Origin of the sequence: Streptomyces sp. NPDC059008 (assembly GCF_042749045.1) — a bacterium.
Classification (GTDB): Bacteria; Actinomycetota; Actinomycetes; order Streptomycetales; family Streptomycetaceae; genus Streptomyces.
In genome coordinates this window covers 79,413-92,348 of sequence record NZ_JBHYJC010000012.1, presented here as the reverse complement: position 1 = coordinate 92,348, position 12,936 = coordinate 79,413, and the positions used below count along the sequence as shown (strand labels likewise).

General features: G+C 73.1%; 7 protein-coding genes. 5 read left to right on the top strand and 2 right to left on the bottom strand.

Annotated features, from left to right (window positions below; translation table 11 throughout):
- Window positions 1-75 precede the first annotated feature (75 nt).
- Window positions 76-1,569, bottom strand: a complete 1,494-nt coding sequence (locus tag ACFWZH_RS17305) for a sodium:solute symporter (protein ID WP_384431012.1) — start codon at window positions 1,567-1,569, stop codon at window positions 76-78.
- 209 nt (window positions 1,570-1,778) lie between these two features.
- Here ACFWZH_RS17305 and ACFWZH_RS17300 point away from each other — a divergent pair, with 209 nt between their 5' ends.
- From ACFWZH_RS17300 to ACFWZH_RS17285, 4 genes are all read left to right on the top strand, one after another.
- Window positions 1,779-3,305 (top strand): helix-turn-helix domain-containing protein, encoded by a 1,527-nt coding sequence (locus ACFWZH_RS17300; RefSeq protein WP_384431009.1) that lies wholly within the window; start codon window positions 1,779-1,781, stop codon window positions 3,303-3,305.
- A 122-nt stretch (window positions 3,306-3,427) separates the two neighbouring features.
- Window positions 3,428-3,811 carry a WXG100 family type VII secretion target gene (locus ACFWZH_RS17295; RefSeq protein ID WP_384431006.1) on the top strand — a complete coding sequence of 128 codons (384 nt, stop codon included), beginning with the start codon at window positions 3,428-3,430 and terminating at the stop codon, window positions 3,809-3,811.
- 102 nt (window positions 3,812-3,913) lie between these two features.
- Window positions 3,914-8,518: a toxin glutamine deamidase domain-containing protein gene (locus ACFWZH_RS17290; RefSeq protein ID WP_384431003.1), complete on the top strand. Its 4,605-nt coding sequence runs from the start codon at window positions 3,914-3,916 to the stop codon at window positions 8,516-8,518.
- A gap of 33 nt (window positions 8,519-8,551) precedes the next feature.
- Window positions 8,552-10,762, top strand: a complete 2,211-nt coding sequence (locus tag ACFWZH_RS17285) for an SUKH-4 family immunity protein (RefSeq protein ID WP_384431000.1) — start codon at window positions 8,552-8,554, stop codon at window positions 10,760-10,762.
- Between the two features lie 88 nt (window positions 10,763-10,850).
- On the opposite strand, the gene speB is transcribed toward ACFWZH_RS17285, so the two are convergent.
- Window positions 10,851-11,834, bottom strand: a complete 984-nt coding sequence (gene speB / locus ACFWZH_RS17280) for an agmatinase (RefSeq protein ID WP_384430997.1) — start codon at window positions 11,832-11,834, stop codon at window positions 10,851-10,853.
- 221 nt (window positions 11,835-12,055) lie between these two features.
- On the opposite strand from speB, the gene ACFWZH_RS17275 reads away from it, so the two are divergent.
- Window positions 12,056-12,856, top strand: coding sequence for a phosphatase (locus ACFWZH_RS17275; RefSeq protein ID WP_384430995.1), 801 nt, complete (start codon window positions 12,056-12,058; stop codon window positions 12,854-12,856).
- Window positions 12,857-12,936: the final 80 nt, after the last annotated feature.

Here is a 12,936-nt window from a genome sequence, read left to right as displayed (position 1 = left end):
CGATCGCCGACGGGCTTGATGCGGTGGCCGCCTCGACGCACACGCCGGACAGGGGTGAGGGAGCGGCCGCCCGCCTCACACGCCGGACGGGCTCGGTGCGCTCGGTGCGCTCGGCGCGGAGGCCGTCCGCCCGGCCAGCCGCTCGCGCCAGGCGGCCAGTACCGCCGCGTCCGTGGGCCTGGTGGCCAGGCTCACCGCCACATAGGCCACGAGGGAGGCGATCAGCCCGTAGGAGATCGGCTCGTTGGCCAGGACGCCGAAGGAGACCATCAGGCCGACGACGGCCAGGCCGCCCACCGCGACCGAGGCGAGCGCGCCCGCCGCCGTGCCGCGCTTCCACAGCAGCCCGCCCAGGATCGGCACCAACAGCCCGCCGACCAGCAGGTTGTAGGCGACGGTGAGGGCCGCGACCACGTCGTTCAGGCCGATCGCGATACCGATGACCGCGACGCCCATGAGGAGGATGAACAGCCGGTTGCCGCGCACCTCGTCGTGCGCCGGCTCGTGCGCCTCCTCGTCCGCCGCCTCCGGCCCGCGCACCGCGCCCCTCACCCGGGCCCAGATGTCGTTGTTGGCGACCGTGGCGCAGGCGATCAGCGCCCCCGAGGACGTGGACATCACCGCGGACAGCGCCGCCGCCAGCACCAGCCCGCGCACGCCCATCGGCAGCGCGTCCTTGACGATCGTCGCGAAGGCGTCGTCCGGGCTGCCCAGATGCGGGTAGAGCACCTTGGCCGCGGTGCCGATGACCGCACCGGCGAGCGCGTACGCCAGGCAGTACGTCCCGGCCGCGGTGCCGCCCAGGCGCGCCACCTTGTCGCCGCGCGCGGTGAACACCCGCTGCCAGATGTCCTGCCCGATCAGCATGCCGAACGAGTAGATCAGCACGTAGGTGAAGACCGTCTGCCCGCCGATGCCCAGCGGCGCGAAGTAGTCGTCCGGCAGCTGCGCCTTCATCGCGGCGAAGCCGCCCGCCTTGACGACGGCGATGGGCAGCAGGAGCAGCAGCACACCGATCGTCTTGACGACGAACTGGACCATGTCGGTGAGGGTGATCGACCACATGCCGCCGAGCGTCGAGTAGGCGACCACGATCGCCCCGCCGAGGACGATCGACAGCGACCGGTCCAGGCCGAAGAGCACATCGAAGATGGTCGCGTAGGCGATGGTCGAGGTGACCGCCAGCATCAGCGTGTACGCCCACATCACGACGCCGGAGATCAGCCCGGCGGAGCCGCCGTAGCGCAGGTCCAGCATCTCGGAGACCGTGTAGACCCTAAGCCGGGCGATCCGGGCCGAGAAGAAGACGCTCAGCGCGAGCAGCCCGAGGCCGATGGTGAAGACCATCCAGGCTCCGGAGAGGCCGTACTGGTAGCCGAGGCCGACCCCGCCGATGGTGGAGGCGCCGCCGAGCACGATCGCCGCCATGGTTCCCGAGTACATCGCGGGGCCCAGGCGCCGCCCCGCCACCAGGAACTCGCTCTTGGACTTGGCGCGCCGCATCCCCCACCAGCCCATGGCGAGCATTCCGGCCAGGTAGAGCACGATCACCGCGTAGTCGACAGCCATGGGCCATCCCTTCCAGGTGCGCCGAGGGGAGAGGGGGTACGGGGGTGGGGTTACGGGGTGGGGCTTTGCTGCGGGGGGAGAGACGGGCGCCCGGTGGGCGGGGGTCCCGGGCGGGCGCCGCGTCTGGGGGTTGACCCTAGGAGGCGGGAAGGCGGCGCTGAAGTGTACGTTTCCTCCACTCGCCGCCCCTGAACGTGGAGGGTTCGCACATGTCGTCGCACAGGCCGCACCCGACGCCCCCGCCGTCCACCCCGCCGGTCCCGCTGGCGGCTCTCCTGGCGCGGACGGACCTGGGCCTGCGCCAGATCGCCGGCCCCCGCGAGGGCGTCGCGATCCACTGGGTGCACACCTCGGAGATGGCGGACCCGGTGCCCTACCTCCTGGGCGGCGAGATGCTGCTGACGGCGGGGGTGCATCTGGCGGAGGTGAGCGGGGGCGCCCGGGACGCCTATCTCGACGGCTACGCGGCCCGTACGGTCGCGGCCGGCGCCGCGGCCCTCGGGTTCGGGATCGCGCCGGTGCACGACACCGTCCCGCCCGCCCTGGTGGCGGCCTGCGACCGGCACGGTCTGCCGCTGGTCGAGGTCCCGGCGGGCACCCCGTTCACCGCCGTGGAGAGCGCCGTGTGGCAGGCCGTGACCGAGGCCCGACACCGCGAGCTGACCCGGCTCAGCGAGGCGCAGCGCGCCCTGGCCACGGCCGCCGGCCGCCCCGAGCCGGCCGGCGCCGTGCTGCGCGCCCTGGCCCGCCATGTCCACGGCTGGACCGCGCTGCTCGCACCGGACGGCACGGAGCACGGCGCGGCCGGCCCCCGCCCCGCCGACGCCGTACGCGCCGCGGCCGGCCGGCTCGCGCAGGTCGTCGGCGCCGGCGGCCCGTCCTCGGCCACCGACGCGCTGCCCGGTACCCAGCTGTCCGCGTACGCCCTGACGGGGCGCACCGCCGGCCCGCAGGCGCTCGCCCTCGTGGTCGCCGCGGACCCGCACGATCCGCCCGCGTACACCATCGCGGGCGTCGCCGCCGTCCTGCTCTCGCTGATCACCGGCCCCGCCGCCGACCGCGGCCCGGACGGCCCGGAGCACTCCGCGGCCCTGGTGCGCCTGCTCCTCGGCGCCCGCCCGGCCGACGTCGCCCCGCTCCTGGGCCCTCCCCTGTGGACCGTCGTCCATGCCGAGCGCCGCCGGGAGACGACGGAGTCGGCGGCTTCACTGGCCGCCGCGCTCGGTACCGCACTGGTCGCCCCGGCCCCTGATGCCGGCGTGCCCGCCCTGCGCGCCCTGGTCCCCGCCGGCCACGACATCGCCGCGCAGCCCGGCTGGACGCTCGGCGTCAGCGAGCCCGTACCGGTCGAGGAGCTGCCGGCCGCCGACCGGCACGCCGCCACCGCCCTGCGCCGTGCCCTCGCCCGCCGCGCCCCCCTCGTCCGCCGGCACACCCCCGGCCCCCACGACCTCACCTCCCTCATCGCCCCCGGTGACGCCCGTCAGCACGCCCGGGCCCTGCTCGCCCCGCTGGACGGTTCCCCACCTCTGCTCGACACCCTGCACACCTGGCTCGCGCTGCACGGCAGTTGGGATCGCACGGCGAACTCCCTGGGCATCCACCGCAACACCGTCCGCCAGCGCATCGCCCGTATCGGCACGCTCCTGGACGCCGACCTGGACGACGCCGACGTCCGTATGGAGCTGTGGTTCGCGCTGCGCTGCCTCGACCGGGACACCCGCCCCGCCCGGTGACGCCGGCCCCCCGGTGACAGCGTTGTGACAGTCAACTCCTTGATGGCACAAGGGAGTACGCCACTAAACTTTCTCCCGCGTTGTACTGCACGTCACGACGAGCATGTGGAACGGGGGCCGCGATGGCCGGAGATGGACTGCAGGCCGACATCCCGTCGCTGAAGGCCGGGGGCAAGGACTTCACCAGTGTCGGGCAGCGCTACCAGACCGCGGTCGGCAAGCTGAAGAACGCCCTGACCGGGCTGGAGGGCCAGGACACGCCGCCGTGGGGCGACGACGACATCGGCGAGAAGTTCGGCGTGGTCTACGAGGGCCTGCGCGACGGGATGTACGAGTCGATGGGGCATCTGGCCGCCAAGCTCCAGGAGATCGGCGGCGCCCTGAACACCATGGCCGACAACCACCAGGCCGACGAGGACTTCAACGAGTCCCTGATGAAGCAGCACGTCGCCAACGCCGAGGCACAGAGCCAACTGATCAGCGGTTTCAAGGCACCGCAGGTCTGACGCGCCCGCGGCGTCACCGCCCGCGCAAGCACGAAGACCAGCGCCAGCTCTCCTTCTCCGCTCGTCCATCATCGTCTCGACGTTCTACGGGGGATCGCCGTCATGTCGCTCATGCTGCCGGACTGGCTGGAGTGGGTCCTCGAGATGCTCGGCTACGACTGGCCGACGGGCGACGAGGACAAGATGAACGAGTCCGCCAACCACTGGCGGGAGTTCGCCAGTGCCGTCGAGCAGCTGCAGTCCGAGGGCGTCTCCGCCGCCGGCGGCGTCCTGTCGGCCAACTCCGGCGAGAGCATCGAGGGCTTCAGCAAGACCTGGGAGAAGTTCTCCGGCAGCGGCTCCGGCTACCTCGACGACGCCCGTACGGCCGCCGAGCTGATCGCCTTCGCGATGGACGCGGGCTCGGTGATCATCATCGGGATGAAAGTCGCGGTGATCGCCCAGTTGGCGATCCTCGCGGCGGAGATCATCGCGGCCCAGGCGGCGGCGCCCTTCACCCTCGGCCTGTCCGAAATCGGTGCGGCGGGCGCCACCCAGGCCACCCGTCTGATCGTGCGTCGGATCCTCAAGGAAGCGCGCGAGGCCCTGGTGGAGGCCATCGTCGAGACGGTCAAGGAGCCCGCGGTCTCCGCGTTGGAGGCCATGATCTCCGACGCCATCGCCCAGGGCATGAACATGAACTTCGGGGCCCAGCAGGGCTTCGACGTCGGCCGCAGCCTCAAGACCGGCGCGGACGCGGGCATCGAGGCGGCCAAGAACTCCGGTCAGACCTTCACCGAGGCGCTGCGGGACGGCGCGGGCGGCAGGGCCGGTCACCATGCTCGCGGCGGCCTGGACCACGCCGCCGGGCGGGGCGGCGACGGCGGCGACGGCGGGGACGGGAACGGCGGGGGGTCCGGCGAGTCCGCGGGGTCCGGGAGCGGGTCCGGGTCCGGGTCCGGCAGCGGCAGCGGGTCCGACAGCGGCAGCGGATCCGGCTCGGGGAGCGGATCGGGGTCCGGCAGCGGATCGGGGTCCGGCAGCGGGGGCGGCTCCGGGAGCGGTTCGAGTTCCGGTAGCAGCTCCGGCAGCGGCTCGGGGAGCGGCTCCGACGGAGGTGGGTCCGGCTCCGGTACGTCGAGCGGAGGCGGTACGGGGACGCATGCGGGTGCGGGAGGCAGTACCGGCACCGGTGGCGGGAGCGGCGCCGGGGGGACCGGGGCGACCGGCGGTGGCTCCGACTCCGGTCATGCGGCGGGAGGTTCGGGCGCCACGGACACCGGCTCCGGCGGCACCCCGTCCGACCCCTCCCACGGTTCCTCCCCCGGCCAGGACGGTCGCCACGTCCCCCAGGCCCAGCCGCTGCCGCCCCCGAGCCAGCGCACCGCCTTCGACGAGGGCTACACCGGCGGCAGCGACCACAACCCGTACGGGGGCTCCGATCGGGCACCGGGCGGGCCCACCGCGGACTCCGGGCACACCCCGGCACCGAGCGGCCCCACCTCGGACACCGGCCACACCCCGACACCGAGCGGCCCCACCTCGGACACCGGCCACACCCCGACACCGGGCCCCACGTCCGATCCGGGGCCGGTGAGCACCCAGCCCGCCCCGGACAACGCCTCCGACAACGCCCCTGACAACGCCCCTGGCAGCACCCCGGATTCCGCCCGACCGGACTCCGGGCCGGACTCGATCCGTACGCAGCCGGCCCCGGACACGACGCCGGCGCCCGGCCCCGGACCGGCCCCCGATTCCGGACCTGCCCCCGGATCCGGAACCACCCCGGACCACGCCTCCGGGCCCTCCCCGGACCACACCGCCGCGAACCAGCCGGCCGCCGCCGCTCCCGACGGCCCGTCCCATCCAGACGCGGGGCCGTCCCCACAGCAGTCCTCCCCGGCCCCCGCCGCCGACCCGGCCGGCGGCCACGCGCCCGGCAACACCGACACCGCCCCCTACGGCAACGGCACCGGCGACGGCGGGACCGGTGGCGCAAGCGGCACGCACGACGGGGACGGCTCCAACAGCGGTACGGGAGGCGGGCGTCCGGCCACGCCCCATGTGGGCGTGCCCTCCCAGGGCGCCCCGGTGCAGCACTCACCCGCGTCGGGGCCGCCCGTCGGACAGCGCGATCCCTCGCCCGGCGACCCGATGCCGCACGTCCGTGACGAGGACGACACCACCGTCACCACCCAGTCCGCCGACACCATGACCGCACCGCCGCCCACCGCGCACCCGGCGACGGACCCCGGTCCCCACACCCCCGCCACCCCGCAGCAGCAACCGTCGCAGAGCGCTCCGCAGACCCCGGGCCCGATGGGCGTGCCCACCGCCGTCCCCGCACAGGGCGGACCCGCGACGCCGAACGCCGCCCCGCCGCGCGGCACCCCACCGCCGTCCGCCGCGGGCCCCACCGCCGCGCCCAACCGCCGCCCGGACGGCTCCCAGCCGGTCCACGACGTCACCCAGCAGCGCCGCCCGGACCGCCCGGCCCACGACCCCCGCCTCGACGGACCACGCCGCCCCCAGGCCCCGCAGAGCCCGTCGAACCCCGACAACGGCCGCCCCGACCCGCGCCGGCAGCGCCCCACCCCGCCGCCCACCCGCCCGGACGCCACACGGCCCGACACGACGCGCCCCGACACGACGCGCCCGGACACCACACGCCCCGACGCCACACGGCCGGACCCGCGGACCACCGGCCCCGGCCGCCCGACCGACCCCGGCCGCCCCACCGACGCCGACAGGCCCACCAACTCCGACCGCCCCACCGTCCCGGACCGCGCCGACGACCGGCCGGACCGTAACGGGACTCCCCCGAACGGCGACGGCCACACCGACTCGCCCCAGCCCCACGGGGACGGCACCGGCACCGACGGCCACACCGACCCACCGGGCGACCACCCGCCCGCCTCCGAGACGCGTAACCGTGAACGTCCCGGCGGCCTCGAAGGGCCCACCGACGCACACCAACAGCACGTCGAGAACTCCATCCCCCGCGACGACGACGGCACACCCCAACGCCACCCCGACCCCGACGACGGCAACTGGGTCGACTCCATCAACGACCCCGGCCCCGACACCCCCGGCCGCAACAACAACTGCGTCGACGCCGCCCTCGCCACCGCCGACACCTACTCCGGCAACCCCACCGCCGCCGCCCACCGCACCCCCGACACCCACCCCGACGGCACCCCCTCCGACCGCGGCGAGAACAACGGCCGCGACCGCATCGAAAACACCCTCGGCGCCCGCTTCCACGACTACGGCAACGGCAACGACGCCTTCCACCGCCTCGAAAACGACCTCCACGACGCCGGCCACGGCTCCCAAGCCGTCATCATCACCCAGGACAGCAACGGCCGCGCCCACGCCTGGAACGTCGTCAACCACAACGGCAACATCACCTACGTCGACGCCCAAACCGGCCAACGCAGCAACACCCCCCTCCACGACGGCACCAACGGCGTCCACGCCATCCCCCTCGACCCCATCCGCCGCCCCCTCCCCACCACACCCACCACCCCCACCACCGACAACCACAGCAGCGACAACCACAGCAGCCAGAGCGACCGTCGACCCGCCGCCGAACCCGCCGGGGCTCAGCCGAAGCCCCCGCCCGTCGTCCCGAAGGACGAGCCCGAGAACGCGGAAGCGGCACGGAACGAGCCGCACCGCCAAGAGGGAGCGCACCCCCGGATCGGCCCTGCGGAGACGGCCGACTCAAGGCACCACGGCATGTACCCGATGGAACACCAGGCGAATGTGCGCGACAGCAACGACGTTCGCCAGGTGGACACCGATGTCCCCTACCAGCGCATGAGCCAATGGGCGGAGATCCCGGAGGGCGAGACCCAGAGCCCGCTGGCGGCCGTCCTCAACCGCTGTGTGCCCACGCCGGACGAGAACGGGGTGCCGCGGTACCCGCTGCTCCGCCGGCGCGACCTCATCGACGCCCTGCCCGGCTTCGACACCCTGCACCCCGGCGAGCAGGGTGCGGTGGTCGCCGCCATGGCGCGTATGAGCCACTCCTTCCACGCCGCGCATGCCGTCGGAATGAGCCCGGAGCCCCGCGAGCACCCCTACGCCGGCGACAAGGACAAGGACGGAAAGCCCATCCAGCAGGGGGCGAACGTCACGACCTCTCCCCCTGTCGTGGCACACCAGTCGAACCAATGGCCCTCGGCCAGCCGTCAGGACGCCGACCTCAAGCAGGCGATCAAGGACGCCTTCGGCCAGGCGGGATTCTCCGGAGCGCTCAATGCGTCCGGGGACCACCGGCCGGACTTCACCGGCCGGAACTACGCCGTCGTCGAGGTCTACGACCCGAAGACGAAGGAAACGAGCTTCGTGGTCGACTCCTCCTTCGGAAACGACGCCCCCATTCCCGGAAAGCACTCCGAACCACATATCCTCGACTATCTGGACTCGCTCGATGCGGGCCGAAAGGACGGAGAAAAATACGAGCGCCTCAGCCTTTATACGGATCGTGAGCCGTGCGGCCGGGGCCAGGGGCTGGCGAACTGCTCGGATACGCTGCGGGAAAGGATTCCCGGGGTGGATGTCTATTACGCGACGGAGTACCGGAAGAACGCGGAGACCGTCCCCGAAGAAGTACCTGCCGGCACGACTCGCAAAAAGCTGAACGACGGGGCCCATGTCGCCAATATGCTGGAAATTGGTAAGCTATGGGTCAAAGTAAAGCATCAGGGCGGCCTCTCATAACGCCACCCGACGGCAGCACTTGAAAGGCGAAGCATGACGGACCGTGAATCCGGGAAATCAGGCAGCACCTCGCCCCACCAGGAAGTACAGAAATGGGTCGAGGGCGAGGACCGGGCGCCGAGCGGGTTCGTCTTCCTCACCGGGGCGGCCGGTTCAGGAAAGACCCGCCTGCTGCGCACCCTGGATTCCCGGTCCGACGAGACGCTCCTCGTCGATGCGGCAGGACTCTCGGCGGAGCAGGTCTTCCTCAAGATCGTCGAGCTGCTGGACGTCCCGTACGACCTGTATGAGCGCAACCCCGTCCAGTACGCCAACGCGCTGCGACGTGCCAGGATCGAGCGGGTCGTCGCAGTGGGCGAGGTGCATCTGGCGGGCGGTGTGCGGACCTCGTCCGAACCCGGCCGCGTCATGCGGTCCGTCGTCTGGGCCCTGGGCGCCGGCGCCGCCCGGACCGGCGTCCGGCTGATCGCGGAGGTGGATTCCTCCGTCGCACCGCTGCCGAAGAAAGCCCCGGCCATTTCCCTCGACGGCGCCGGGACGGCGAAAGAGGAATCCCCACCGCTCCCCGACCCGCACTCCGTGGAAAGCGCCGCCCTACGGGCACTGGCCCAGGCCGAACTTCGCACGCTGCGCCTTGAGGAATGGTGCGCGCTGGCTGAGATCATCGGTGTTCGGCTCGACGTCGAGCAGGTGCGGCGCATCGCCGAAGAACTCGGTTCACTGTCGCTCGACGGCGATACGGTGCGTTTCCGCCACGAGGGATACGCGCACCGCATCCGGCGCGCCATGGCGGACGAAGGGCGTGAAATGAACGACCGGATCGTGGCGGCACTGCGCCACCTTCCGCCGGGCCCGCTCGCCTCCTATGCGGCGCGCGCCCTGCCCGCCCATGCGGCCCGATCGGGGATTTTCGAGCAGGTGATCTCCGACCCGCGCGTACTGGTCGCCTGCGAGCGCACGGCCCTGCTGGAGCCGCTTCCGCTCGCCTTTCCCGACGGAATCCCCGTGGGATCGCTCGCCGCGGATATCCACTATCTCGACAAGCTGGGCATCGCACCGGACGCGCACGAGGAGTGGATCGCCTTCCTACACCGCAACGCCGTGTGCCGGAACGACCTCGACACCGCGGAGGCCCTCGACCGGGCCGTCGACCTTCCCTGGCGGACGGAATGGGCTCGCTGGCGGCGGGGAGGCCAGTTCACCCCTTCGCCCGACCATGTCGGAGAGGTCGAGTCCCTGGTGGCCGTACCCGGTTCGGCCGTGGTGGAGAGCACGGGAAGCACCGGCGCCCGGCGCCGGTGGAACGCCCTGACCGGGGCCCCGGCCGAGGCACCGGACGATGCGTCAGACGCCGCGCAGGGTGCGACGACAGCCCCCGCACCAGCACCCGTCTGGGAAGCGGACACCGGTTGGAACAAGGTGGATCTGCGCCGCTCCCGGGCTTCGGCGACCCACGACACCCGACTCACGCTGCGCGTCCCAGGGCTGAACGCGGCGGCGGTGGTGGGGGACGTCGTGGTGCTGGGCGGCACCCAGGGCGTCTACGCCGTGACCGTGCCCGAGAGCGACCCGCGTACGGCGCCTTCTCCCGCGACCGCAACCGCACCGGCACCGGCCTTCGCCCTGCCGATGCTCGCTCCGCACGGCTTCGTCGCCACCCGCCCCTACCGCCCAGCCGACGACTGCCGGCCCACCCACGAGCGCCTGTGTGCGGTCTTCGGCGCCGACCGTACCCACCGGCCGGCCGGCTCCCGCCTCCCCGACGGCCTCACCCATCAGCCCTCGCGCGACTTCCTGCGGGAGGTCGGCTTCCCACAGGTCGAACTCTTCCTCGGCCTCACCACCCTGCCGCTGTCGGAAACGGGCCTGGAGGAAGTCGACTGGGGCCGGTCGCAGGGCGCCGAACGCCCCGATGGCGAGGGCCCGTTCTATCTGCTGGGCGAATGGATCGAGGGCGTGCTCTGCCTGGACGGCACCTCGGGCGCGGTCCACCGGGCGCCGAAGGCCACCGCACTCGACGCCGGGGCGGGCACAAAGACCCTGGTCGGGACGAGTCTGGCCCACTTCACCGCGATGGTGGCGCTGCACTGGCAGCGGATGGTGGTCTACGACCAGTCGGGAAATCTGGACTCGGAGGAGTTGCTGGCCGAACTGGCCGACTGGCTGAAGGGCATCGCCCCCGCGGCGGGGACGTCCGCACCCTGGCAGCACGTCCTCGACCCGGACAATTTCGACACGTTGTGACGCGACGCGACGGCCCGCCACGGTCGTTCCGTGGCGGGCCGTCGTCGTGCCGTACCGGACCGTGTCCGCACGCGGCGGACGGTGGCCGTCAGCCCTGGCGGCCGGCGGCGATCTGCCGCGACATGATCGTCGTCAGCTCGTACGCGGTGTGCGAGGCGGCCACACAGGTGATCTCCGCGTGGTCGTACGCCGGAGCGACCTCCACCACGTCCGCCGAGACCAGGTTGCAGGAGGACAGTCCGCGCACGATCTCCAGCAGCTCGCGGGAGGTCAGGCCGCCCGCCTCGGGGGTGCCGGTGCCGGGCGCGTGCGCCGGGTCCAGCACGTCGATGTCGATGGAGATGTACAGCGGGCGGTCGCCGATGCGCTGGCGCAGCTGGTCGGCGACCTCGTCCACCCCGCGCCGCATGACGTCCGCGGAGGTGACGATGCCGAAGCCCATCTTCTCGTCGTCGTCGAGGTCCTTCTTGCCGTACAGCGGGCCGCGCGTGCCGACGTGCGAGAGCGCGGAGGTGTCGAGGATGCCCTCCTCGACGGCGCGGCGGAACGGCGTGCCGTGGGTGTACTCGGCGCCGAAGTAGGTGTCCCAGGTGTCCAGGTGGGCGTCGAAGTGGAGCAGGGCCACCGGGCCGTGCTTCTTGGCGACCGACCGCAGGATCGGCAGGGCGATGGTGTGGTCGCCGCCGAGGGTCATCATGCGGGCGCCGGTGCCGAGCAGGTCGTCGGCCGCGGCCTCGATGGTCTCGACCGCCTCGTTGATGTTGAACGGGTTCGCGGCGATGTCACCGGCGTCGGCGACCTGGGCGAGCGCGAAGGGGGAGGCGTCCTGGGCCGGGTTGTACGGGCGCAGCAGGCGGGAGGCCTCGCGGATGGCGTTGCCACCGAAGCGGGCGCCGGGCCGGTAGGAGACACCGGTGTCGAAGGGGACACCGACGACGGCCACGTCGGCGCGGCCGCCGACCTCGTCGAGGCGCGGCAGGCGGGCGAAGGTCGCGGGCCCGGCGTAGCGGGGGACGCGGGAGGAGTCGACGGGGCCGACGGGCTCGTGGGATGCGCTGGCTGCGGTGGTCATGAGGGTGAGGTTACGGACGGGCACCGGTCCGGCCCATGGACATTTTCGGCAGGGAGGTCGACCGCGTTCGACGTTTTGGACAGCGGGTGGCTCCGCTGCTCCCCGCCCCCGCCCGCTCGGACGTCCGGGCCGCGGTGCGCTGCGCCCGCCCGGCGGCCCCCGCACCGTCCGGGGTGTGGAAGTGCCCCGCCCCGGATCACCCGTCCGGGCACAATGGCGCTATGCCGATAGCCTCCGCAGCCGCCGTCCCCTCGCGCGCCGAACTCGTCGACCATCTCGTCCGCACCCGCATCGCCGGTGATGTCGCCACTCCCCGCGAGAACAACCTCTCCCACTACCGCAGGCTCGCCAACGGCGACCGCCACTACTGGTTCGGCCTGGAGTTCGGCGACCGGTGGTCGGACGAGCAGGACGTGCTGGCCGTGATGGCGGAGCGCTGCGGGGTGAGCGACGATCCGCACCACCGGCAGGGCCAGGACACCATCGACCCGGAGCTGACGGTGGACGCGCTGGACCGTACGGCGGCGGTGCTGCGCAAGGCGGCGGCCGACCGGCAGAGCGTGCTGTTCGCGACCGGCCATCCGGGCGGGCTGCTCGATGTGCACCGTGCGACGGCCGAGGCGCTGCGGGCGGCCGGCTGCGAGATCGTCGTCATTCCCGACGGGCTGCAGGCGGACGACGGCCTGGTCTTCCAGTTCGGCGACGTGGCCATGCTGGAGCGCGGCGCGACGCTGTGGCACACCCACTCCCCCGAGCCGATGGCCGCGATCCTCAACGGGCTGGAGCGCGAGGGCCGGCCGCAGCCGGATCTGGTGATGGCCGACCACGGCTGGGCGGGCTGCGCGGGCCAGCGCGGCCTGGACGCGGTGGGCTTCGCGGACTGCAACGACCCGGCGCTCTTCCTCGCCGAGGCGGAGGGCACGCTGCAGGTGACCATCCCCCTGGACGACCATGTCCGCAGCCCGCGCTACTACGACCCGCTGACCGCCTACCTGCTGGACGCGGCGGGGCTGCTGGGCTGAGGGCGCCGGGCGGCTGGGGCACGGGGCCGAGGGGCCGACGGGCCGGGCCCGAGGGACCCCGTCGGCTGCCGATCGGCCCG

Bases quoted from the DNA above. Each gene is read 5' to 3' on its own strand.
- ACFWZH_RS17305 (WP_384431012.1), bottom strand. From the start codon at position 1,569: ATGGCTGTCGACTACGCGGTGATCGTGCTCTACCTGGCCGGAATGCTC.
- ACFWZH_RS17300 (WP_384431009.1), top strand. From the start codon at position 1,779: ATGTCGTCGCACAGGCCGCACCCGACGCCCCCGCCGTCCACCCCGCCG.
- ACFWZH_RS17295 (WP_384431006.1), top strand. From the start codon at position 3,428: ATGGCCGGAGATGGACTGCAGGCCGACATCCCGTCGCTGAAGGCCGGG.
- ACFWZH_RS17290 (WP_384431003.1), top strand. From the start codon at position 3,914: ATGTCGCTCATGCTGCCGGACTGGCTGGAGTGGGTCCTCGAGATGCTC.
- ACFWZH_RS17285 (WP_384431000.1), top strand. From the start codon at position 8,552: ATGACGGACCGTGAATCCGGGAAATCAGGCAGCACCTCGCCCCACCAG.
- speB (WP_384430997.1), bottom strand. From the start codon at position 11,834: ATGACCACCGCAGCCAGCGCATCCCACGAGCCCGTCGGCCCCGTCGAC.
- ACFWZH_RS17275 (WP_384430995.1), top strand. From the start codon at position 12,056: ATGCCGATAGCCTCCGCAGCCGCCGTCCCCTCGCGCGCCGAACTCGTC.